This window comes from Enterococcus sp. DIV1283b, assembly GCF_051710965.1.
GTDB lineage: Bacteria > Bacillota > Bacilli > Lactobacillales > Enterococcaceae > Enterococcus_B > Enterococcus_B lactis.
Map to the genome: position 1 here is coordinate 33,170 of NZ_JBIOLR010000001.1, position 23,495 is coordinate 56,664.

The following is a 23,495-nucleotide window of genomic DNA, read 5'->3' on the forward strand; positions in this document are numbered from 1 at the left end:
TAAAAATGACAGAAGATTTATATACGGCATTCGAATTACTATTGTTTGGCTGGGGCGGCGTATTCGCAGTGATTTTGATTATTTATTTAGCTTCTTTACTGCTGACCAAGACATTTCCGATAAAAAAATAAAGAAGGGCTTTTATGTACGTACTTAAACAGCTTTGGCTATCTAAAGAGTATCAAACAATGATTAAATGGCAGGAATTGTTGCATACTGTAGGGTTGAGTGGAAACGAGTGTCCAGATTATACAGTTGGTATTTATGATGGTGATCAGTTGATTGCCTCAGGGTCTTATGAAGGTCAGGTCATTAAATACATTGCTGTCTGTAAAAAATATCAGTCGGAAAAACTTCTGATCCGAATCATCAACCATTTAATCGAGAAGCTTAGAGAAGAAGGCAAGTTGCATTGTTTTATTTATACTAAATTGGAAAATCAAAGAGTGTTCCGATCGTTAGGTTTTAAAGAAGTCTTTTCAACGAGAGAAGTCGCTTTTATGGAGTTAGGAGCACCGAATTTCAATGAATACAAAGCACTACTGAAACAGTCTAAGAAGGCGGAAAGTGCTAGCGGAATCGTCATAAATGCAAACCCATTTACGAAAGGACACCAATATTTAGTCGAATCTGCTGCAAAAGAAAGTGAATATGTGTATCTCTTTGTTTTATCCGCAGAAGAATCAATGTTCTCAGCGGCTGATCGTTTTGAAATGGTCAAAAGAGGTGTAGCCCATCTTAAAAACGTCAGTGTACTGCCAACAAATGATTATCTTATATCTGCTGCGGTGTTTCCTGCATATTTTTTAAAGGAAAAAGCACCAATCGAACAAGCTCGTATACAAGCAACCTTTGATTCACAGCTTTTCAAAGAAAAAATAGCATCAATTTTACACATCAATAAACGCTTTGTAGGGGAAGAACCTTTTTCAGAGGTCACGAATCTTTATAATCAAACTATGAAAGAAGTTTTTGGTTCGGACATTTCTCTTATTATTCTTCCTCGTTTGAGCTGTAACGGCGAAACCATCAGTGCGACAAAAGCACGGCAAGCAATAAAAGAACGAAATGAACAAAAACTAAAGAAATTCCTACCTGAGACTACGCTTAAATACTTACACCAAAAAGGAGTGATGACATGTGGAAATAAAACAAGTTGCAGCTGCTGGTACCGTTGAATCCAGCGATATTTTGATAACAATCGAACCAAATGAAAAAGAGGCACTTAGCATTTCTTTAGATAGTAGTGTAGAGAAACAGTTTGGCAAGCAGATTCGACAAGTAATAACAGAAACGCTGACTCATTTAAAGGTAACTTCAGCAAAAGTAACAGCAATCGACAAAGGAGCATTAGATTGTACGATTATTGCTCGATTGATTACTGCCGTTTATCGAGCTGCCGAGAAAGACGCTTATGATTGGGGAGAAATCGACAAATGGAAAAATTGAGAAGAACGCTGATGTTTGTTCCTGGTGCAAATGCTGCTATGTTGAGGGATGCCTCATTATATGGTGCTGATTCCATCATGTTTGATTTGGAAGATGCTGTATCGCTGAAAGAAAAAGATGCTGCTCGTACCCTTGTGCATTTTGCTTTAAAAACTATAGATTACGGTAATGTAGAAACAGTTGTCAGAATCAATGCTTTGGAACAAAGTGGTGAAGAAGATATCAAAGCTGTTGTCTCAGCCGGTGTGGATGTTGTTAGGTTGCCTAAAACAGAAACAGCTCAAGAGATCATTGCAGTGGATAAAGTGATTACCAAAGCAGAGGAAATATTCGGTTGTGCAGTCGGCACGACTAAAATGATGGCTGCTATTGAATCAGCAGAAGGTGTGCTGAATTCACGGGAAATCGCACAAGCATCTCCACGACTAGTTGGTATTGCTTTAGGAGCCGAAGACTATGTGACGAATATGAAAACAAAACGTTACCCTGATGGACAAGAATTGTTCTTTGCTCGGAGCATGCTTTTGCACGCTGCACGTGCTGCTGGTATAGCCGCTATCGATACGGTTTATTCAGATGTAGAAAACATGGCTGGATTTCAAGCGGAGACGGAGCTTATCAAACAACTAGGGTTTGATGGTAAATCAGTGATCAACCCTCGCCAAATCCCTGTCGTACACGAAATCTATGCACCAACTAAAGCAGAGATCCAACATGCAAAAGAAGTTATTTGGGCAATTGAAGAGGCAGATTCCAGAGGTTCTGGTGTTATTTCTTTGAACGGAAAAATGATCGATAAACCAATCGTGGAGCGTGCTGAGCGGGTGATTGCACTTGCAAAAGCTGCCAATCTACTAAGTGAAGAGGAGTGATGAAAATGGTTTTGAATCAAGCAGGTAGAGAGATACCAAAAGAATATGCTGAACATTACGGTATTTTCGAAGGTGAACTTGCGCACATCAATTCGTATAAAGAAGCCAGTCGCAACATTACACCAAAAACACCACGTGAAACAAAATTGTTAAGCAATTTACGCGAAGCAATTGAGCGAACAGGCTTGAAAGACGGTATGACGATTTCCTTCCACCATCATTTTCGCGAAGGAGATCAAGTCATGAACAAGGTTTTGGCAGAAATTTCAGCGATGGGTATCAAAGATTTAACGATTGCACCTAGCTCGATTGCCAATATTCATGAGCCTTTGATCGATTATATCAAAAATGGAGTCGTCACCCATATTACAACTAGTGGATTACGAGACGAGGTTGGGGCAGCAATTTCTTCTGGAATAATGGATTCTCCTGTGATTATACGGTCTCATGGTGGAAGGGCAAGGGCGATAGCGGCAGGAGACCTATCTATCGATGTTGCGTTTTTAGGTGCGCCTAGTTCAGATGTTTATGGAAATGCAAATGGAACAGTTGGTAAAGCAACATGTGGTTCTTTAGGCTATGCAATGGTTGACGCAAAATACGCGGATCAAGTAGTAATTGTGACGGACACGCTTGTACCTTTTCCTAATACACCTATTAGCATCCCACAAACAGATGTTGATTTCGTTGTTGAAATAGATTCGATTGGAGACCCAGAAGGTATTGCTAAAGGGGCTACACGATTCACTAAAAATCCAAAAGAGTTACTGATCGCAGAATATGCGGCTAAAGTAATCACTCAGTCTCCTTATTATCATGAAGGTTTTTCTTTTCAGACAGGTACAGGTGGAGCAGCATTAGCGGTGACACGCTTTTTACGTGAATCGATGCTTCAAGACGGGATTAAAGCAAGCTTTGCTCTTGGCGGTATCACGAAAGCGATGGTCGATCTATTGCAAGAAGGATTAGTAAAAAAAATCATTGATGTCCAAGATTTTGATCATCCTTCTGCTTGTTCACTGGGAGAAAACAGACATCATTATGAGATTGATGCCAATATGTACGCGTCTCCTTTGAGCAAAGGGTCATTTATCAATCAGCTAGACACAGCTATCCTTTCTGCTTTAGAAATTGATACGGATTATCATGTCAATGTCATTACTGGATCAGATGGGGTGATTCGAGGCGCAGCAGGAGGACATCCTGATACTAGTATGGCTTGCCAAATGAGTTTAGTAATTGCGCCACTTGTTCGAGGACGGATTCCGACAATTGTAGATAAAGTCAATACTGTAGTAACACCCGGTTCGAGTATTGATGTGGTTGTTACGGAATTTGGGATTGCTATCAATCCTAAGCGGAAAGATCTGATCCAACACTTCAAACAAATAGATATCCCACAATTTACGATTACTGAACTGAAAGAAAAGGCATATGGGATCGTAGGGACACCAGAACCGATCAATTATGGCGAAAAGATTGTTGCTTTGATCGAATATAGAGATGGGACGATTATCGATGTGGTAAAAAATGTGTAATCAATTATTCCAAGGAACAATTGTTGATTTGGAGCAAATGCTTACAGCACGTACGAAACGAGCAGAAATCCAAAAAGAAATGTTATCGATGAAAGAAAATACTGTTTTGCTTTGTGCAACATTGAATATACCTGGGCCCGTCAAATACTCTGTAGGATTAGCAGAACTATTTGAACAGATCATTGAAGTTGTAGAAGATGCGATAGCTTTACATGCCATTCTTCGTTTATATCGAAAAGAAGTCACTGGACCAGAATATTATTTGCTACTTTCAATGCCTGAAAAGGAAGCGAAGGAGACCATGTTAGAAATCGAAGAAAGACATCCGTTTGGGCGTCTGATTGATCTAGATATTTTGTGTTTAGTTGACGGGCAGCCGAACCCAATCAGCAGAAGCAGTTTAGGTCATCCCCCAAGAACTTGTTATCTCTGTCAGGAGCAAGCAAAAGTATGTGGACGTTCACGAAAACATAGTATGAAAGAAATGCAGGAAGCGATTCTGCTAATTACAGCAAAGGGGAGGGGAAAAAATAATGGCAAAAAAAATCCGATTGATGGAAACAGTCTTACGTGATGGACAGCAAAGTTTGATTGCTACACGTATGCCAACAAAAGATATGCTACCAATCTTGCATACAATGGATCAAGCCGGTTATTCTGCCTTGGAAGTATGGGGAGGAGCAACATTTGATTCTTGTATACGGTTTTTGAATGAAGATCCTTGGGAAAGATTGAGAAGTATCCGAAAAGAAGTAAAAAACACAAAATTGCAGATGCTTTTGCGCGGACAAAATTTATTAGGCTATAAAAATTATGCAGATGACGTGGTACGATCTTTTGTCGAAAAATCAATCCAAAACGGGATTGATATCATAAGAGTGTTTGATGCATTAAATGATACGAGAAACCTGCAAACGGCGATTAGTGCTACAAAAGAAGCTGGTGGTCATTGCCAAACAGCAATCTCATATACCACAAGTGATGTTCACACGGTGGAATATTTTACTGAATTAGCAAAAGAAATGGTTCAAATCGGTGCAGATTCTATTTGTATCAAAGACATGGCGGGCGTATTGACCCCCAATACCGGATACGAATTAGTTAGGCGTATCAAAGATGCTGTAGATGTTCCTTTGGAGATTCACACACATGCAACTAGTGGAATTTCAGAGATGACTTATTTGAAAACAGCTGAGGCAGGAGCAGATATTATCGATACAGCAATTTCTTCATTTGCTGGCGGAACGAGCCAGCCGGCAACAGAGTCTATAGCGATGGCTTTGGAGGATATGGGCTTCGATACAGGATTGGATCTACAAAAAACAGAAGAAATCGCAGAATATTTCAATCCTATCCGAGATCGATTTAGAGAAGAAGGACAATTGAATCCAAAAGTAAAAGATACAGAACCTAAAGCATTAATTTACCAAGTTCCTGGAGGAATGCTTTCCAATCTGTTAAGTCAATTGACTGAACAAGGACTGCAGGACAAATATGAAGATGTATTGAAAGAGGTACCGAGAGTACGGGCAGATCTAGGATTCCCGCCACTTGTTACGCCTCTTTCCCAGATGGTAGGAACTCAAGCATTAATGAATGTGATTACCGGCGAACGCTACAAGCTTGTCCCAAATGAAATCAAAGATTATGTACGAGGCTTATATGGGCACCCACCAGTTCCTATACAGAAAGAAATAAAAAAATTGATCATTGGTGAGGAGAAAGTAATCACCGTTCGTCCAGCAGATTTCATTGGACCTCAACTTCCAGCTTTTCGTCAAGAAATTTCAAATTATGCAAAATCTGAGGAAGATGTCTTGATGTATGCTTTGTTTCCAATACAGGCAAAAGATTTTCTAGGAAGAAGAGAAGATCGATTTTACGATGTCCCACTCCAAATGGTAGAGGTGAAAATCGATTTTTTTGAGAAACAATAATTGAATAAAAAAGGACTGACATAGATACGCACTGGAATGTATCTGTGACGGTCCTTTTTATGAACGATTTTATCGAAGACGGATAGTGCGTGTCAAAAATAAAAAAGCTACGATTAGAAATAATAATAAAATGTACCCCAAAATAACGGCTAGGCGATCCAACTTATTTGTCGATAGGTGTTTGTTTAAAAGCTGATAGAACCATAATCCAATCAGACCTCCTGTTGTATTAGTAATTACATCAGTGATATCCGCTACGCCAATACCGAATAGGAATTGAATAAACTCTGCGAAGAAGCTTACAAGGAAAATAATCCCTAATTTTTTAGAAAAGGAAAGCCCTTTGAAATTGACATTCAAAAGCACCCCAAAAGGACAAAAGACAATCAAATTATAAGTGGTTTCGCGCAAAACCGTCGTATTCTCAAAAGAAAAAGTAGAAAAAGGGACGAGATTGACATTGCTGTAAGAATAAGTGAGAAATTGTGGAAGATTAAATGATAGCTTGAATAAAATCAACCATAATAGAAAGAATAAATAAATCCCTAATAAAAATTTTGATACATACCGCATAGACATCTCCTCCATTTAAAAAGTATACCATCGAAAACCGCTGAAAAATCATAAAAAAGTATGAAGTTTAAGGACCAACGTAGTTATCGTACGAAAATTAGAAGCTTTTTTTTGTTGGGAATCCGGTTTCTTTTAAATGAGTTTAAAATGAGAAAACATTCAAATATATAACTTAAGTAATTTTTATTCGTTCACTTTTTCCTCTCAAAGATTATTTTTAATAATTATATAAACTACATGCATATATATATTATTTTTAGTATAAAAATGGAATATGCTATACGTGAAAAAATTATGAAAAGATAAGTCTTTTAACGATTTTTTCTTCGAGTCCATTCATTTTACGCTTATTACATTAATGATATTTATTTTTTTATTTTCTTGATGATAAAAAGCAAAAAGTTAGATAATTGCATATATAGTTATATATATAAATTTCAGATAATTCGAATTATTTTGCTGAATTACCTTGACATTGCCTAACGCCAAATGTATTATTTCAATAACTTTCATTATCTTTTAATTATTTCAGGTGATTTATTAATTAAACATGTTGCGCAATTATCTGGTTAATAGGGGTTGAAAAGGGTGAAAGCAGTATAAATAAGAGGGGGATATACATTATATGAAAAAAGTTTTAGCTTTGCTTCTAGTAAGTGCCGTTATGCTGGGAGCATGCGGGAGTAATGCAAAAGGGTCTAGCTCTTCAAAGAAAAGTGATCTTGTATCAGAATATAGTTCTGTATATGTAACAGATCTTGAAACGCTAGATTACACATTCTCATCCCGTAAAACGAATAGTGACCACTATACTAACTTTGTGGAAGGTCTTTTGGAAAATGACCAATACGGGAACCTGAAAGGCGATATGGCTAAGTCATGGGAAGTCAGCGATGACGGGTTGACTTATACGTATCATCTTCGCAAAGGTGTTCCTTGGGTGGATAGTGAAGGAAATGAGTATGGGGCTGATGTGACAGCAAATGACTTTGTTACTGGGTTGAAACACGCGGTAGATGTACAATCAGAAACGTTATATATCGTGGCAGATAGTATCAAAGGCTTATCTGATTATATAGATGGTAAAACGAATGATTTTTCTACTGTTGGGGTAAAAGCAGTAGATGACTATACGTTGCAATACACATTGAATAAACCTGAACCATTCTGGAATTCAAAAACGACTTACGGTATCTTATATCCAATCAATGAAGAGTTCTTAAAATCAAAAGGGAAAGATTTCGGAAAACCAACACCAGACTCCATCCTTTATAATGGACCATTCATCCTTGCAAACAACACAGCTAAATCAGTCATCGAATATACGAAGAACGAATCGTATTGGGATCCTAAAAATGTCCATTTAGATACAGTAAAATGGACCTATAATGATGGAAGTGATCCGGATGGGTTATTCAAATCTTATGAAAATGGCGAACTCTCTGCTGCCAGAGTTTATCCAAACTCTCCAGGGTATAAAGACGTAACGAAAGCTTATCCCGATGGCGTGACTTGGACTGAAACAGATGCATCAACATATAATTTAACCTTCAACTTTAACCGAGGTACATTTGATGCAACTTCAAAAACAACAGACAAAGAAAAAGAAGATACACACAATGCTATTTTAGACCGCAATTTCCGTTTAGCTGTTCTATTCGGATTTGATAAGAAAAGCTATAACGCACAAAGTGTAGGAGAAGAAGGAGCCAATAAAGCATTACGTAATACAATGATTCCAGCCGACTTTGTAGAGATCAACGATCAACCTTACGGCGACACAGTAGCAAGCAAATTAAAAGCACTGGATTCAGATGCTTTTGGCGATGTAGATTTATCTGATGGACAAGATGGGTATTATAACGCAGATAAAGCCAAAGAATATATGGAAAAAGCAAAAACAGAACTAGAAGCAAAAGGTGTCCAATTCCCTATCCATTTAGATATGCCGGTTGAAGAAACTTCTGAGATCAGTGTCAACATGGTCAAATCTTTGAAGAAATCAGTGGAAGCTTCTTTAGGATCAGATAACGTAGTAGTCGATGTTCAATTATTAAATGATAATAAATATTTAGCTGCTACTTATCAAGCAACAACCGGACAAGCTGGCGACTTTGATATTACAAATGCCTCTGGCTGGGGTCCAGACTACACTGATCCATCTTCTTACTTGAATATCTATGATTCACGCAAAGGGGATATGATCCATACACTTGGACTGGAAGCTTCTGCCATAGTACAAGGAACAGATCCTTCAGCTGCTGCGAAAAAAGCAATCAACTTATCTGAATATGATGCTTTATTGGATAAAGCCGCTGCTATCACTGATGATTTAGATGCTCGTTACACCGCTTATGCAGATGCAGAAGCTTGGTTGTTGGATAATGCTTTGCAAGTACCAATCTATGCATACGGCGGTACGCCTCGCGTCACAAATGTTGTTCCATTTAGCAAGCCATTTGCTTGGACAGGTATTGCTACAAATAAACTGAAATATATAGAAGTACAAAGCAATATCGTTACAACAAAACAATACGACAAAGCGAAGAAAGCTTGGGAAACGAAAAAAGAAGAAACTGCGAAAGAAGCAGAAACAACAAGTTCTAAGTAATTTAGCTGAATGAATAGTAAAAAAGGCTTTCAATTTCTATTGTAGCCTTTTTTACTTATATGATGAAAGAGAGGGAAAATTGTGAAAAGATACCTTTTATTTAGGGTCCTGCGCTCTATACTTAGTATTTTTCTTGTAACTACCTTAACCTATGCGGTGATCTATTCACTTGTTCCGAGAAAAACGATATTTCAAAATGATGTGAATTACGGAAAATTAAAGGCAAAACCAGATGAACTGGCAGATTATGAAAATACAGCCTTCAGCAAGATGGGTTATATCGAATACCACACGACGAAAGAACTGAAAAAAGAAGTAGGAAGCAGTTCATCAGAAAAAGCCTCTTCTGAGCAGTTAGAAGAAAAATACCAAGATTGGGCGAAGAAAAATGGTTGGACGCTCAAACAATTTCCAATCAGCAAAGAATATTATGCGACAAAAGATATTCCATTAGTAAAACGCGTAGTGAATTTCTATGCGAATATGATCCAAATCGATCACCCATGGAAAGTAAAAGATGCCAGCAATTCTAACTTAAAACATTCTCTGCGTATCGAAAACGATGAGTTGGTCGGTTGGGCACTTGTCGGTTCAGGAACACAATATAAATACCAAATCTATTTCAATGGACAATTTCCTTATATCCATCAAAATATCGTTCATTTGAATCTAGGCACTTCATATCCGACATTTGCCGGACAAGCGGTAACAAGCATCATCTCAGGAGGACAAGGGAAAACAGAAAGTACAGAGACAACATTTAATGATGATTTTACAGCGCGCTCTTCTGCTAATATCTACCTTCGTCAATATCAGAAAACAAAAAACATCTCTTCACGAGACAAAAAATATTTTTCTGATAATTATGTCATCACAGATACGAATTACCAAGACCCATCGATGATCGGTACATCATTTCGTATGGGAGCCATCGCTGTTGTTATTGCTTATGCGATCGGCATACCAGCTGCGATGTTGATGGCTCGTTACAAAGGAAAGATACCAGATAAAGCAGGGATCGCTATCGTAACGGTGCTGATCTCCGTGCCAAGTCTAGCCTTTATCTATTTCTTCCGATTTATTGGAAGCAGCTGGTTTTCTTTGCCAGATTCTTTCCCAGCATTGGGCGCACAAGATATTCGTTCCTATATATTACCGACAGTGATTCTAGGACTATTGTCTGTTTCTGGAATCGTTATTTGGCTGAGACGTTACATGATCGACCAACAGTCTTCCGATTATGTTAAATTTGCGAAAGCAAAAGGTTTGAATGCGAAAGAAATTGCTAGAAAACACATTTTCAAAAATGCAGCTATCCCAATCGTCAATGGGATTCCAGGAAGTATCATCGGAGCGATTGCTGGGGCGACGATCACAGAAACAGTGTTTGCTGCACCAGGTATGGGGAAAATGCTACCTGATGCGATCATTACCCATAACAATCCGTTAGTTATCGCAATCGTTTTTGTCTTTACCACAGTATCCGTATTTTCAATCTTAGCCGGGGACATTGCGATGGCATTAGTCGATCCGCGAATCAAACTATCGTCAGGAGGAAAATAGCTTGGAAAATGTGAAAACAGAACAAATGAACGAATTCATTTTTGTAGAAACGAATTCGTTAGCTTCAGAAAAGATTGATACGCCGAAGTATTCGTATTGGCGTTCGGTCATGCGTAAATTCTTTTCAAACAAAGTTGCGATTTTTATGCTGATACTGATGCTGGCTGTCTTATTGATGAGCTTTATCCAGCCATTATTCAGCGGATACAAATTTATGGATGTAAAAGATATCAATGATTTTACGAAACGCTATAATCCACCAAGTGCAAAATTTTGGTTTGGTACAGATGCTAACGGCATGTCCTTATTCGATGCAGTTTGGGCAGGGGCGAAAACATCGATTTCCATCAGTGTCATTGCTACATTGATCACTACAGTTATTGGTGTAGTAGTAGGGGCGATTTGGGGAACATCTAAAGCAATTGACCGTTTCATGTTGGAAATTTACAACATCATCTCGAATGTGCCAACTTTACTGATCGTCATCGTCCTCTCGTATACGTTTGGTTCCGGATTTTGGAATTTGATTTTTGCGATGTGTGTGACGAGCTGGCTGAGCGTAGCTTACTTTATTCGGGTACAAGTCATGATCATCCGCGACCGCGAGTATAATTTAGCCTCAAAAACACTAGGAACACCGACCTTGCGGATGATTTTTCGTAATATCCTGCCTTATTTGATTTCTATCATCGTGACAGATGTATCTAGAGCGCTACCTTCGTTTATTTCATATGAAACATTTCTTTCATTCTTAGGCGTTGGATTAAGCAGTGATGTTCCTTCTCTCGGACGATTGATCGCAAAATATACGAATAACATGAGCAATTACCCTTATCTTTTCTGGATTCCTGTGACTGTACTGGCGTTAGTTTCTGTTTCTTTATACATCGTAGGACAAACTCTTGCAGATGCGGCAGATCCAAGAACACATATTTAGGAGGCAAACAATGGAGAATCAAACAATTTTATCAGTAGAAAACATCTCGGTCAGCTTCCATGTTCGTCACCGTGAATTAAAAGCGATCAGAAATGTCTCATTAGAGCTAAAAGAAAAAGAAACATTAGCCATCGTTGGTGAATCAGGATCAGGAAAATCAGTTCTGACAAAAACATTCACCGGGATGCTGGAACAAAATGGCAATATCACTTCAGGAACGATCCGCTATAAAGACAAGATATTAAGCGAATTGAAAAAGGATGAAGAATGGGAAGATATTCGGGGAAAAGAAATCGCGACGATCTTCCAAGATCCTATGACTTCACTGAATCCTATCAAAACAATTGGCTCACAAATCTCAGAAGTCATCATCAAACACCAGAAGAAATCAGCGAAAGAAGCGAAACGCTTAGCTGTCGAATTGATGGAAAAAACAGGAATCCCTAATGCGGCAAAAAGATACGATGAATATCCTTTCCAATACTCTGGTGGGATGAGACAACGGATCGTCATTGCTATTGCATTGGCTTGCCGACCTAAAATCTTGATTTGTGATGAACCGACAACCGCTTTGGATGTAACGATCCAGGCACAAATCTTGGAACTAATCAAAGAGCTTCAGGAAGAATATCAATTCACAACGATTTTTATCACCCATGATTTGGGCGTTGTCGCGGCTATAGCAGACAAAGTAGCTGTTATGTATGCTGGACAGATCATCGAAAGCGGAACAGTTGAAGAAATTTTTTATGATCCAAAACATCCCTATACATGGAGCTTGCTTTCTTCTTTACCACAATTAGCACAAAAAGGAGATGTGCTTTACTCTGTACCAGGAACACCACCTTCTTTATATAAAGATATCCAAGGAGATGCTTTTGCGCCTCGCAGCGCCTATGCGATGAAGGTCGATTTTACTAGTGAACCGCCTATGTTCCAAGTATCCGAAACCCATTTTGCGAAGACTTGGCTGCTGGATCCTCGTGCACCGAAAGTACTTAAACCAAAACAAATCGAAAATCTTCATGAAAAAATGATTGCTTTGGCTGCAGAATTGGATAGTGAAGAACAAGACGGGGGGAAGCAAGTTGTCAGCTGATAAAAAAACTTTGTTAACTGTAAAAGATTTAGAAATCACTTTTGGAGAAGGAAAAAGCAAGTTCGTAGCTGTCCAAGACGCCAACTTTGATATTTATAAAGGAGAAACGTTCTCTCTCGTAGGAGAATCTGGTTCAGGCAAAACGACGATTGGCAGAGCAATCATTGGGTTAAATCCGACAAGCAAAGGGGATATTCTCTTTGAAGGGAAAAAGATCAATGGTCCCTTGTCGAAAAAAGAACAAGCAGAAAAAATCCGTAAGATCCAAATGATATTCCAAGACCCATCCGCATCGTTGAACGAACGGGCAACAGTAGAATATATTATCTCAGAAGGCCTCTATAATTTTAACCTGTTTCACTCGGAAGAAGAACGTTTGGAAAAGGTGGCGAAAATCATCAAAGAAGTCGGACTACTTCCAGAGCATATGTACCGCTATCCTCACGAATTTTCCGGCGGTCAAAGACAACGGATCGGGATCGCTCGTGCATTAGTGATGGAACCTGAATTAGTCGTAGCGGACGAACCAATCTCTGCTTTAGATGTTTCGATCCGTGCGCAAGTGTTGAACTTACTGAAAGATGCACAAAAAAAACGAGAAGTGACATATCTTTTTGTCGCTCATGATCTATCAGTCGTACGTTTTATTTCAGATAGGATCGCTGTGATCAGACAAGGACATATTTTAGAACTAGCTGAAACGGAAGAGTTATTCAACCATCCGCTTCATCCATATACAAAGGCATTGCTTTCAGCTGTGCCCATACCAGATCCTATTTTAGCAAGGAAAAGAAAATTACATGTGTATGATCCTAGCATACACGATTATACAAAAGACGGTCCGGTTTTCGAGGAAGTACGCCCCGGACATTTTGTATACGGGAATCAAAAGGAATTAGAAGCGTATCGAAAATTGTGAGATCTGCAGTTTGACTGGACACTGAAAGTCAGGTGATCAAACATGATAGTTAATCGATATTTTGGTAAAAGCAGGGGGAAGACAGAGAAGTCTTACCCCTTCTTAGTCCACAAAGGGGTGGATGAATTGGAGGATTGTTTATTTTGTAAAATAGTGAATGGAAGATTGCACCGAAGAAAAATAGTTGAGAGTGAAAACATTCTTGTATTTTTAGATAACGCAGGAGATGTTGATGGTCATATGATCGCTCTAGTCAAAAAACATCGGGTCAATTTAATTGATTGCGAGCAAGAACTATTTATCGAATTGATGAACGTCATTCGAGCGGTTTCTCTTCATTGTGTCGAAAATTGCGGTTTTGATGGCGTCAATTTGATCAAAGCAGAGGATGAGACAGTAGAAGAACATGTCTCTCACCTTCATTTCCATATTATTCCTAGAAAGAAACAAGATGGGGTGGATGCTTGGCCCTTATTTACCGGCGCGATGAATGATTTAGAGACTATGCACCAGCTTCTTGATATGAGACAAAGGACAGGAGAAAAATCCAGTGCATAAAAGAGAAGAATGTACGCTCTTAGATACGATTCATTCGGTTTTTAATAAAAAAAGATAAGGTAGCGAGTTGCTTGGAAAACTTGCTACCTTTTTTTGTTAGTACGACTCGGAATGTTCGTTCTTTGTTTTGACTTTTCCAAGCCTTTTTCTTCTTGATACTAATTTTATGAAAAATCAAGAAATAGTTGTTATACTAGGTAATGCTGACAAACGGGACTGGCATTTCATTTTGATTCAGCTTCTTTTCAAATCACTAGGAAGGAGGGATAGATTGTTCAAGACTTATTTTCGTTTCAATAAAATACAAGATAATCCTTTTCGTATCATGAACCTGATGCTACTTATCTTTATCGTATTATGGTTAGGTTACATAAATCATGACTTTTTGATTTCAAGTTTTTCATCATTAGGGATCTTTACTTTTTTCTATTATCAAAACATACCGATGAAATCTTTGCTGAAACGTATGTTTTTGATCGGTTGTGGACTTTTGTTTGCTTTCGTTCTAGGGATTTTGTCAACTTATGTTTTATGGCTTGAACCATTTGCTGTAGCTTTGGTTGCTTTTTCCAGCAGATTCGTGTTGCGATTATTCCATATCTCTAAACCAGGTGGCTTGTTTTTTGCGATGCTTTCTGCCATGGGAACGAGTATGCAGCTGCCAATCGCTCAATTACCAATCGTCTCGCTTTATTTTTTTATGGGTGTCGTTTTTGCCCTGATTGCGGCAGTGATTACAAAACTACTGGATTCACGGCCTGAGCAGACAATTGAAAAAGCGACTCTAAAAGAAAGGTTTCATGAAGAGCCTTTGGTGATCATTGATTCTGTTTTCTACAGTGCCGCCTTGTTTCTGTCCGTTTATGTCAGTCATGGCTTGAATCTGCATAATCCTTATTGGTTGACTTTGTCATGTGCATCGATTTTGCTTGCGGAAAATTTGGATGCGATGAAGCATCGACAAGTCCAATATCTGATTGGATCGATGGGTGGGTTATGTGTATCAGCAGTCTTGTCATTTGTGCCGTTCACGCAACTGCAGACGATTTTTCTGATTACGTTTCTTTACGGAATCGCACAATTTCTAGTTGCTAGAAATTACGCAGTTGCTAATATTTTTCTTAATCCCATGGCGTTGATGCTATCTACACTTATTCGCGGGGCCTATCTGATGTCTTTGATCGAATATCGTTTTTTAGGAATCATCATAGGAAGTTTCATCGGTTTAGGTGTTGCGTGGGTAATGACGGTTGGCTTGCAACATTATTTAACGGTTGTTCGACAAAAACTAGAATAGAAGGACAAATAGAAATATATGTACTAAAAAAGGTTGTGAAAAAGTCATTTTCACAACCTTTTTCTTAATACTCAAAACTGAGCGGCTTTTTCATAACCTCAATTAATCGAATGATACTTCAAAGCGGACAGAAGTAGGAAATTCCGCAATGATTTCGTTTAATATAGTTGGTTTCACGTTTTTTACATCTTTTCTGTGTTTCCAAACTGGTCGCACTTTTTCTTCTGATGCAACGATTTTATGTCTATCCGAGTGAGCTACACGTTTCAAAAGATAGACGAAATTGATTTGCTGATAGGTTTTATCTGTGTTTTCTTCAATTGAAAAGGTACTTTCAATAAGGGCAAGCAAACGGACGATTTCTGTTTCATAACCAGTTTCCTCCAGCATTTCGCGAACAACGGCTTGTTGACTTGTCTCAAAACGTTTGACCGCTCCGCCAGGCAACACTTGGATGCCCTGTTTATCGTTTTCCATGCTCAAAAGAATAGCATCTGTTTCCTCATTCCATAAAATTCCAGATGCCCGTATATCAAATTGAAAATTCTCTTCTACCATACGCAAATCATTTGTTTCCATTCCAACGCCCACCAATCTTTTTCGCAAAAAAATTTTTATATTTATTTTATCATAAATTTTTGTTTATGTTGGCGGATGGATAAACTTTTTTGAGATAATCAACGTTTTACTTGAAAGTCGTACAGATATTCTTGTTTTCTCCATAGTGAAGGTTCTACACGTCGCTTTTCCGTAAGAGACAAGTTACTTAGATCGAGTTCCCAGATGATTAGATTATTATCATGATCATGGGTAGCAATCGCTACGTGTTCATCATCAATCACGGAGACAATAAATACCCCACTAAGATCCATGTTTGTCGGGAGTTTTTTAGTAGTTTCTGCAGTCTCAAGATCAATAAAGTAGATCGTGCCGTTACTTGAAAAATAAACAAGCTGATCTTTATAAATAAAACTTCCTTTTGAAAAACTGAATCCTATATCTTCCAGTATTATTTCTCGGTCTGTTTCTTTAAATGTATATGATGAATCTTTCAGCGAATAGCTAAATAATCCAGCTCGCCGATTATTAGCAAAATCAAAAGCCACTCCGTATAAGTGGTTTTCATGAACATTTAGCCGATAACCTATCAGATATTCACTCCCTTCTATATTGGGGAACGAACCAAGGTTCTCACTGATAAGCGTATCTTCAGAAAGATAGAATCTATCAACAAATAATTTTCCTATTTCTTCGTCACGTAAAATATAGAGAGACTGCTCATCGTTTCCAGTCGAAAAAATATGCCCGTTGATAATCGTATAGTCATTATTAAAATAAAGATTGTTTTGATAAAGGATGTTATCGGTATCTGGATAGCCATGATTGAACAAAGTAATCAGCTTCCCGTCCAATATGACGCTGTCTATTCCTGTATGTTCTTTTGTTTGGCGCTTTTCCTTTTCGATTTTTCCTGAATGAGGTGTATAAACAAAGTCATGCGTTCGATCAGATAAAAAGACTTTTTGATCATGTTGTACGAAAGTGCCTAGTTCCAGTCCTTCTGTTTTTAAAATTACTTGATCCTTCTTTCCGATACCAACGAATCTGCCAGATGTTACAAACTTGTCCATTGTATTCGAAAAATAGAGATAATAATCATAATCACCTGTCAGTTCTTTTCTTGCATCAGTACATCCCGATATCCCTAACAATAAAAGGAACCCCAAGCTAAGAAATAAGTATTTATATTTCATGACATCTCCTTGTTAACGGTCATATTCTAAAAAAACATTCCAATATTATTCCACCTATTACCGATTTTTTCATTCTCTAACACTCCTTTTATTTTTTATATTTCAACAATTACAGTGTATTCTAACTAGCAATCAAATGTAAGACACAAATCATTGAGCCATATATTCAATTCCTAAATTTTCCGTTATAGTTAATATGGGAGAGAATACTTAAATGAAAGGAGCGAGGGATGGAGATCCATCAATGGTTGCGTGAGAAGAGAAGGGAAAAAGGGTATACTCAAAAATGGGTGTCACTTCAGTTACATATTACAAGACAAGGTTTGTCCAATTGGGAAAATGGCCGGTCATATCCAAGTTATGAGATGCTCTATAAATTGATTTGTTTGTATGGATGCTCAGCTAAAGAGATTTCAGAACTGTTTACAAGAGAAAGAGAAACAAAGAACTAGGATACACCATTTCTTTTTTAAGATCCCAATCGTTATAGACTCTTTTCAATTACAAATGTTTCTAATATAGTTGATATTGAAGGAAATGGACGCGGGTTAACAACGAGGAGGATGCTTGGATGGTATTTGCTCGATGGCTGACAAAAAAAAGAAAAGACCGAAGTTACACACAAGATTTCGTTGCACGACAATTAGGTATCACAAGACAAACGCTTTCCAAATGGGAAACAGGTCTATCGCGTCCCAATTATGAGATGTTACAAAAAATTTTTCGTTTTTACGACTGTTCGCAAAAAGAAGTTGCTGAATTGTTTAAGACAATCGGAAACGAACAGATGTGAATGTGGGAAGAATAATTGGTAGATTATATGTAATAATAAAACTTATTTTCGAAGAAGCACCTTTTGGAACACTATTCATTCGGAAAAAGGGACTGCGACACGACTTTTGCCACAGCTTTGTTTTAGCAGGTTGACTTTCTTTTTAACATTTGATACCATTCAAAATACAAATCGTAATTATTTCGATTTGTATTTTGAACATGACTATAATCAAAGAAGAAAGTGGGTCGTCTATATGGAAAAAACAGATATCTCAAGTGCATATCGTCGTTTGAAAAGCCCAAATATCAAAACACGAAAACGTGCGTTGAAAATCATCAAAGATGTGAAACGAAATAGTGGAAAAAGGTAAGAAGAAGGAAACTTAATAAAAAAATGAGGTTGTGACAGAAGTGGTCAGCTTCAAGAAATAAGAAGGAATTGACGAAAATTGCTTCTCAAATTTTTGTGTAATTTCGGCTTATTTCCGAAGAAGTTACTTCTGGAACACCGTTTATTCGGAAAAAGGAACTGCGACACGATTTTTGTCACAGTTCTATTTTGTTTATTCCCACTTGAAAATAAAAGATAGCGTATAGAATTATTTCGCTAATCTAAAGGTTTGCAACATATTATAATATGTTTAGAATACGATGGATTTTATAGAGTATTATCATTTTATTTACTTATTTCTACGTATTAATGTGTTAAAATTTTTTCTTGCTTATCTAGGACAGTTAAATCTAACGTATTTTTAGTAAAGTTTATAAACTTTTTGTCATGAGTCACAAAAACAACGGTAGCATGATATTCGACATTAAATTTTTTTATGATGCGAAAGACTAATTCAGCATTTTTTTCATCAAGATTACCTGTAGGTTCATCTGCAAAAATATAAGAAGGTTTTTTTAAAATTAATCTAGCTAACGCAATACGCTGCTGTTCTCCGCCGCTTAATTCATAAATCTTTTTCTCTAAAACATTGGATAGACCTACTTCGAATAAACTGTTTAACATCATTTCTTTTTTCACTTTTTTATTCATTTTTTGGTTTTTTAATGCTATAAGTAGATTACTTTCGACACTTTCATCGTTTATTAAACCGAAATTTTGAAAGATATAGCCAATCTTATCTTTTTGTAATAAATGAACTTCTTTAGCACTAGGATTTTCTACACCTTCAAATATGATTTTTCCACTATCAGGTTTTTCCAGCAAGCCTAACAAGTTTAATAAAGTTGTTTTGCCACTCCCGCTTTTTCCATAAATACATAAAAAGTCACCATCTTTAATCGCTAAGGAGAATTGTTCAAAAATTTTATTTTTTCCATATGAAATACCAACGTTTTTTATCTCTATCATCTCTAAACTCCTTTTTTTTCTATGCTTGGCTTGTTAATAGAAGTGCTTAAGTAATACATGGTTAATAAAGTGATAAGTAATTCTAAAATGCTCCAGCAAGTAATTATAAAAATAATATATTGGTTTCTATAAAGGATGAATAATACTGATACAAGAATGATATCTAATAAGATAATTGGCATGACTATTGGAGTAAAGAGTTTTATAAAAGAGTATCCAAAAAGTCTCTTAATATGCAAGCTATATCTATATTTTTCTACGATTAATTGGTAGGATGAAAAAACATTAAAAATTTGGATTACGGTTAAACAAATCAATAGAATTCTTATAGTGTAAATCAATGCTTTCTTTGTATTCAATTCTTCAGCTCGGAAATTGTAAATTGAAATAGTATTCTGGATGCTTGGTAAAGTATTTGTTTTGATAATGGTCGGTAATAAATAATTAAATCCATCCTTTTTTTCTGTTTGAACAAAAGAAGATGTCGTCAACCAGGCTGCGTAAAAACTAGCATCTAGATTTCCTGTATCTACTATAGAGATTGGATCAACTATAGTAAAGTCTCTTTTATCAATGTGAGGATTATACGTAAAATATTTTTGATGACTTTTCACATATATGATGTTTATTTTTGCATTTATCGGTTCTGAAGACGCGCTCGTAGCTCGCCTCAAAAAAGAAAAATATTCCAGATATTGCGATTCAATTTCTTTTTCAAATTTATTCAAGAAGTCTGGCACTAACAGATTCAAATGGTTAGGTGAATAGATTATTTTATCTATAGGAGATTTTCCTTGAGTATCTATGATCGGGCTGTGCGCGAAATAGTTTTTATTGATAATGATCGATTTTCCAGCAGGAGAAGTCAATTGTTCAATATCACTATGAGTATTCATTTCATAGAGCGGTTTTCCATTTGATAGTTTTTCATAATTGGATGAGTTTATTAGGAATAATCCTTTTTTATTTGTTGCCTCGTTAAAAAAATTTTTCAAATTTTTCTCGTAAGGACGATATTCATCTGGATCATTCGTGATAAATCTTAATTGTGTGGCATAGATATTCTTTGTTTTCTCCCAATAGACATTTTGATTTTGGTGCTGAACCAATACCTGTTGCTCTTTTAATAATGAAGTACCTAAAATAATAATGGTTGTTGCAACTGCTAATTTACAGAATAGATTAAAGGCTATCCCAAAACTGCTGTAATTGTTGCCTTTTAAATTATTGGGATGATTCGAGCGATAAATGAGTTTAATAGATAGATAAATACAGATAGAATACAGCGTAATGAGTAAAAGAGTGGTCAATAATGACAAAGAGAAAAAGGAAATTATAAATGGCATTCCTTTATAATGGATAAAAAAGTATGGGACAATAATAAGGCTGACGGTAGATAAACTCAATAAAAGTACACGTATGATAGGAATTGTAAAAGAACTTAAAGTATCTTGGATACTCCAGCCAAATAGTTTAAATAGAGTGATTTTTTTAGTTTGTTTAATAAGAAATTGGATCAATATTGCTAAATTAACCACCAATAATAGAAACCATACTAAAATCAATAAATATTTGTCGAAAAACTCTTTGCGGACATTTAGGTTGTAACTATCATTGTTATCGGTTTGTATAGTTCCTAGTTTATTGATATCTCTGAGAAACGCGTGGATCTGTTTTTGAGTGTTTCCCTGAATATAATAGACGCCTGAAATCCCTGTTTCAGGAATGTCGGCGAACTTTTTTAGCTCTAGGTCAATTTTTGAATTTGTCCAAACGAAATCTTTTCTAGATTTTAAAGTATCTGTACTGCTTTCATTTGGATTCCCTAGAGTAGTAAATCCATTCTTCATTGTTTGATTTGTATATATTTTTAAATCGGAGTCACTAGAAAATATATATTTAAAGATTTCAATTTGATTGTTGTTTGCTGTTTCAATAATAAAATCAGCTTGTTGCTGAGGTTCTCTTAACATTGAATTAGATTCGACTAGAATAGTAATCTTTTCTTTATCTTTATAAAGTAATTTATTTAACTCTAATTGGTTAATAACTGAAAGGAAAATAAAAACAGTTAATATTAATTGGGCAATTATTCCTATGTAAACATATTTTTTCATAATATCTCCTTTGATAATTACTTAAACAGATAGCTTCATACGTGGTTTTTTGTGTTTTAATTAACGAAAGTTATAATATGCTTTGTTTCCACCAAAAAGAGTCCAGCCAACACTTGCGTTACTCCATTGATATGGCGCTTTCCAACCACCACTATTAAACGTTCCGTTTCCCTTCTCGCATGAGGCATGGCCCTCTTTTGTATAGTGTTGGTATTCAGAAATATTACGGTTGCCATTCTGACCTCTACGCCACCAGCCACCACCAACGGCACTTGAAGCATATCTTGATGAACTATCGTTTTTATTATCTTTTGTTTCAATTACAGTAGTATATGCATCTACATTTTCTTGCCCACCAGAGTATAAAGAGTCCTGTGTAGCATTAGCAATAGGTACTACTATTCCAATGGCTGTTCCGGAAATTAATAAAGTACTAATAATTATTTTTTCATTTATTTCTCCTTTTAGTATAAAGCTATTTCAATTAAAGATAGCGTTTACAAAAGTGGTTGTCAATAGTAAAAAATAAAATGTCAAGTAATTAGCTCAAAATATTTTTTCTATCGGAAAATGTTTGTGTTGATTAAGGTAATACTAGAGTTATCGAATATATTTTTATTATGTCTTACCTTGTTTAAAATTATTATTGTTATTTAGTATTAACTGTAAAAGTTTCATTTTTTATTATTTGAGAACACATACTGAGTCATGTCCAGAACTGTTAAATATTTAGCAAGAAATATTTGGTAAGGAACAAAGAAGACTAAAGAAGCGGACATATAAAAAACGCTTATGAAGTACTATTGAAGGAATTTTCATGTTTTGTCAAAAGTAAATCAATTAAAATTACGTATAAAGTAATTGATGAAATCTTTTAAAAACTTTGTAACTGTTATAAAAGTGTGATAATGAAAAAACAAACAGCCAACAAACATTGACATATCAAAATTTGTTGGCTATTTTTGATTATTCCCACTCGATAGGCCTATTAGGAAGTAAGAAAATTTAACACTGATTTGTTGGAATTTTTAACTGTATGATTAGTGTTTTGTTTCATTTTTTTGCGCTTTGAGTTAGCACTTAAAAAGTGTTTAAACTTTTTAAATAGAGATGTAAAAATTACGTTACTTTTTAGCAATGAGGAAATAAAATGTAAAAAAATATAAAGAATTCGCCTACTATTGTATATTTGTAAGCCAATCATTTCTTATTGGTAAGGCGCTCAAAATAATCTTTATACTTTTTGGAAAAGTGATTTAAATCTAACGATTCACAAATGTCGAAAAAGCGGTTTATTTTTTGTTTCCCTATTGTGGAATCCCCTGTCATAACTAAGAGTAGCCCTTCTAAATATACAGCCATGGCACGACCATAAAAATCTCTTGTATCAAGAGATTTTTGATACTCAATCAAATATTTTTTTGCTTTAGAAAATTGGGAGGCATCAATACATAGTAAAGTGGAATTAATAAGTATCTTATTATAAGGGGAATTGAATCCTTTTGATTTTGAATAAAGAGTCCTTTTTTTAAGTATTCTGTTGACTATAACTGTCACAGTTTCCAATGGCAGTATATCCATTATCGATATGAAAATTTTTATCTCTTCGCTTGTCCATAAATCCATGGTCATCAACTTATTTACAATAGGCATATTCTCATTGGGTTCAGGAATATTTCCTCTCAAGCGCGTTATACAAAGTTGTACTATATATTGTAAATCATTTTTGTTAGAGGATGTTTCTAAAATAGTATTAATTTTTTGGAGCTCTTCGATATTTCCTGAATGATAAAGATCGGACAATCTATACCACCAAAAATCGCTGGAAGATTCTTTGTAATTTAGGTGTATAAACATAAATTCATCAAAACTGATGTTCAATCGTTGTAAAATTTCTAGAAATACTGAAATAGTAGGTTCACTTATATTTCTTTCAATGCGGCTATAGTAGCTCATAGTAACTATACCTTTACAAACTTCTTTTTGTGTTAACCCTTTTTCAACTCTGATTTTTCTTATGGTTAATCCTAGATCCATGATAACCTCCTATAAAAATTAATTATTTGTGAATTTTTTTCCAACTAATTAAATTATGTTTAATTGGTTTTTCAAGGTTATTTTTTTGTAATATTGATCT

General features: G+C 36.1%; 23 protein-coding genes. 17 read left to right on the forward strand and 6 right to left on the reverse strand.

Annotation, left to right across the window (positions count from 1 at the left end; genetic code table 11):
- The first annotated feature begins 5 nt into the window (after positions 1-5).
- Genes IGJ53_RS00150 through IGJ53_RS00180 form a run of 7 tightly spaced genes read left to right on the forward strand, consistent with a single transcriptional unit; the run spans position 6 to position 5,796 of the window.
- Positions 6-131 (forward strand): OadG-related small transporter subunit, encoded by a 126-nt coding sequence (locus IGJ53_RS00150; RefSeq protein ID WP_259741622.1) that lies wholly within the window; start codon positions 6-8, stop codon positions 129-131.
- A gap of 12 nt (positions 132-143) precedes the next feature.
- Complete coding sequence (citC, locus tag IGJ53_RS00155; RefSeq protein WP_259741621.1) at positions 144-1,178, forward strand: [citrate (pro-3S)-lyase] ligase; 1,035 nt, start codon at positions 144-146, stop codon at positions 1,176-1,178.
- Positions 1,141-1,449: a citrate lyase acyl carrier protein gene (gene citD, locus IGJ53_RS00160; protein WP_259741620.1), complete on the forward strand. Its 309-nt coding sequence runs from the start codon at positions 1,141-1,143 to the stop codon at positions 1,447-1,449. The genes citC and citD overlap by 38 nt, the downstream gene beginning before the upstream one ends.
- Complete coding sequence (citE, locus tag IGJ53_RS00165) at positions 1,437-2,321, forward strand: citrate (pro-3S)-lyase subunit beta (protein ID WP_438749295.1); 885 nt, start codon at positions 1,437-1,439, stop codon at positions 2,319-2,321. The genes citD and citE overlap by 13 nt, the downstream gene beginning before the upstream one ends.
- Positions 2,322-2,326: 5 nt before the next feature.
- A complete protein-coding gene (citF, locus tag IGJ53_RS00170; RefSeq protein WP_259741618.1) occupies positions 2,327-3,859 on the forward strand; it encodes a citrate lyase subunit alpha in 1,533 nt (510 codons plus the stop codon).
- On the forward strand, positions 3,852-4,433 hold the full coding sequence (citX, locus tag IGJ53_RS00175; RefSeq protein ID WP_259741617.1) for a citrate lyase holo-[acyl-carrier protein] synthase: 582 nt from the start codon (positions 3,852-3,854) through the stop codon (positions 4,431-4,433). Before citF ends, citX begins: the two co-directional genes overlap by 8 nt.
- Positions 4,393-5,796 (forward strand): oxaloacetate decarboxylase subunit alpha, encoded by a 1,404-nt coding sequence (locus IGJ53_RS00180; protein ID WP_259741616.1) that lies wholly within the window; start codon positions 4,393-4,395, stop codon positions 5,794-5,796. Before citX ends, IGJ53_RS00180 begins: the two co-directional genes overlap by 41 nt.
- Before the next feature lie 69 nt (positions 5,797-5,865).
- Here the strand turns inward: IGJ53_RS00180 and IGJ53_RS00185 are convergent, their stop codons facing one another.
- Complete coding sequence (locus IGJ53_RS00185) at positions 5,866-6,369, reverse strand: VanZ family protein (RefSeq protein ID WP_259741615.1); 504 nt, start codon at positions 6,367-6,369, stop codon at positions 5,866-5,868.
- 625 nt (positions 6,370-6,994) lie between these two features.
- On the opposite strand from IGJ53_RS00185, the gene IGJ53_RS00190 reads away from it, so the two are divergent.
- The 7 genes from IGJ53_RS00190 to IGJ53_RS00220 all read left to right on the forward strand — a co-directional run bounded on the left by IGJ53_RS00190 (position 6,995) and on the right by IGJ53_RS00220 (position 15,353).
- Entirely contained in the window at positions 6,995-8,980 is a 1,986-nt protein-coding gene (locus IGJ53_RS00190) for a peptide ABC transporter substrate-binding protein (RefSeq protein ID WP_010731700.1), read from the forward strand.
- 81 nt (positions 8,981-9,061) lie between these two features.
- Entirely contained in the window at positions 9,062-10,543 is a 1,482-nt protein-coding gene (locus IGJ53_RS00195; RefSeq protein ID WP_010731701.1) for an ABC transporter permease, read from the forward strand.
- Between the two features lie 25 nt (positions 10,544-10,568).
- A complete protein-coding gene (gene oppC / locus IGJ53_RS00200; protein WP_047928056.1) occupies positions 10,569-11,480 on the forward strand; it encodes an oligopeptide ABC transporter permease OppC in 912 nt (303 codons plus the stop codon).
- 10 nt (positions 11,481-11,490) lie between these two features.
- Complete coding sequence (locus IGJ53_RS00205; RefSeq protein ID WP_002292656.1) at positions 11,491-12,579, forward strand: ABC transporter ATP-binding protein; 1,089 nt, start codon at positions 11,491-11,493, stop codon at positions 12,577-12,579.
- Positions 12,569-13,498: an ATP-binding cassette domain-containing protein gene (locus tag IGJ53_RS00210; RefSeq protein WP_002292658.1), complete on the forward strand. Its 930-nt coding sequence runs from the start codon at positions 12,569-12,571 to the stop codon at positions 13,496-13,498. The genes IGJ53_RS00205 and IGJ53_RS00210 overlap by 11 nt, the downstream gene beginning before the upstream one ends.
- Positions 13,499-13,624: 126 nt before the next feature.
- Positions 13,625-14,056 carry an HIT domain-containing protein gene (locus IGJ53_RS00215; RefSeq protein ID WP_002336611.1) on the forward strand — a complete coding sequence of 144 codons (432 nt, stop codon included), beginning with the start codon at positions 13,625-13,627 and terminating at the stop codon, positions 14,054-14,056.
- Positions 14,057-14,327: 271 nt separating this feature from the next.
- The gene (locus tag IGJ53_RS00220; RefSeq protein WP_002341113.1) at positions 14,328-15,353 is read left to right on the forward strand and encodes an FUSC family protein; all 1,026 of its coding nucleotides are present in this window, start codon (positions 14,328-14,330) and stop codon (positions 15,351-15,353) included.
- 102 nt (positions 15,354-15,455) lie between these two features.
- On the opposite strand, the gene IGJ53_RS00225 is transcribed toward IGJ53_RS00220, so the two are convergent.
- Together IGJ53_RS00225 and IGJ53_RS00230 are read right to left on the reverse strand one after the other, a co-directional pair.
- Positions 15,456-15,932, reverse strand: coding sequence for an NUDIX domain-containing protein (locus IGJ53_RS00225; protein ID WP_010731703.1), 477 nt, complete (start codon positions 15,930-15,932; stop codon positions 15,456-15,458).
- A gap of 98 nt (positions 15,933-16,030) precedes the next feature.
- Complete coding sequence (locus IGJ53_RS00230) at positions 16,031-17,107, reverse strand: hypothetical protein (protein ID WP_010731704.1); 1,077 nt, start codon at positions 17,105-17,107, stop codon at positions 16,031-16,033.
- A 230-nt stretch (positions 17,108-17,337) separates the two neighbouring features.
- Between IGJ53_RS00230 and IGJ53_RS00235 the strand changes: the two genes are divergently transcribed.
- The 3 genes from IGJ53_RS00235 to IGJ53_RS00245 all read left to right on the forward strand — a co-directional run bounded on the left by IGJ53_RS00235 (position 17,338) and on the right by IGJ53_RS00245 (position 18,252).
- Positions 17,338-17,559: a helix-turn-helix domain-containing protein gene (locus IGJ53_RS00235; protein WP_002309857.1), complete on the forward strand. Its 222-nt coding sequence runs from the start codon at positions 17,338-17,340 to the stop codon at positions 17,557-17,559.
- Positions 17,560-17,678: 119 nt separating this feature from the next.
- Positions 17,679-17,900 (forward strand): helix-turn-helix domain-containing protein, encoded by a 222-nt coding sequence (locus tag IGJ53_RS00240; RefSeq protein ID WP_010731705.1) that lies wholly within the window; start codon positions 17,679-17,681, stop codon positions 17,898-17,900.
- Positions 17,901-18,135: 235 nt separating this feature from the next.
- The gene (locus IGJ53_RS00245; protein WP_002288644.1) at positions 18,136-18,252 is read left to right on the forward strand and encodes a putative metal homeostasis protein; all 117 of its coding nucleotides are present in this window, start codon (positions 18,136-18,138) and stop codon (positions 18,250-18,252) included.
- Positions 18,253-18,578: 326 nt separating this feature from the next.
- Here the strand turns inward: IGJ53_RS00245 and IGJ53_RS00250 are convergent, their stop codons facing one another.
- From IGJ53_RS00250 to IGJ53_RS00260, 3 genes are all read right to left on the reverse strand, one after another.
- Positions 18,579-19,241: an ATP-binding cassette domain-containing protein gene (locus tag IGJ53_RS00250; protein ID WP_010731706.1), complete on the reverse strand. Its 663-nt coding sequence runs from the start codon at positions 19,239-19,241 to the stop codon at positions 18,579-18,581.
- A 2-nt stretch (positions 19,242-19,243) separates the two neighbouring features.
- A complete protein-coding gene (locus IGJ53_RS00255) occupies positions 19,244-21,358 on the reverse strand; it encodes an ABC transporter permease (protein WP_438749302.1) in 2,115 nt (704 codons plus the stop codon).
- A 1,200-nt stretch (positions 21,359-22,558) separates the two neighbouring features.
- Positions 22,559-23,395, reverse strand: a complete 837-nt coding sequence (locus tag IGJ53_RS00260; protein WP_010731708.1) for a helix-turn-helix domain-containing protein — start codon at positions 23,393-23,395, stop codon at positions 22,559-22,561.
- Positions 23,396-23,495 lie beyond the last annotated feature (100 nt).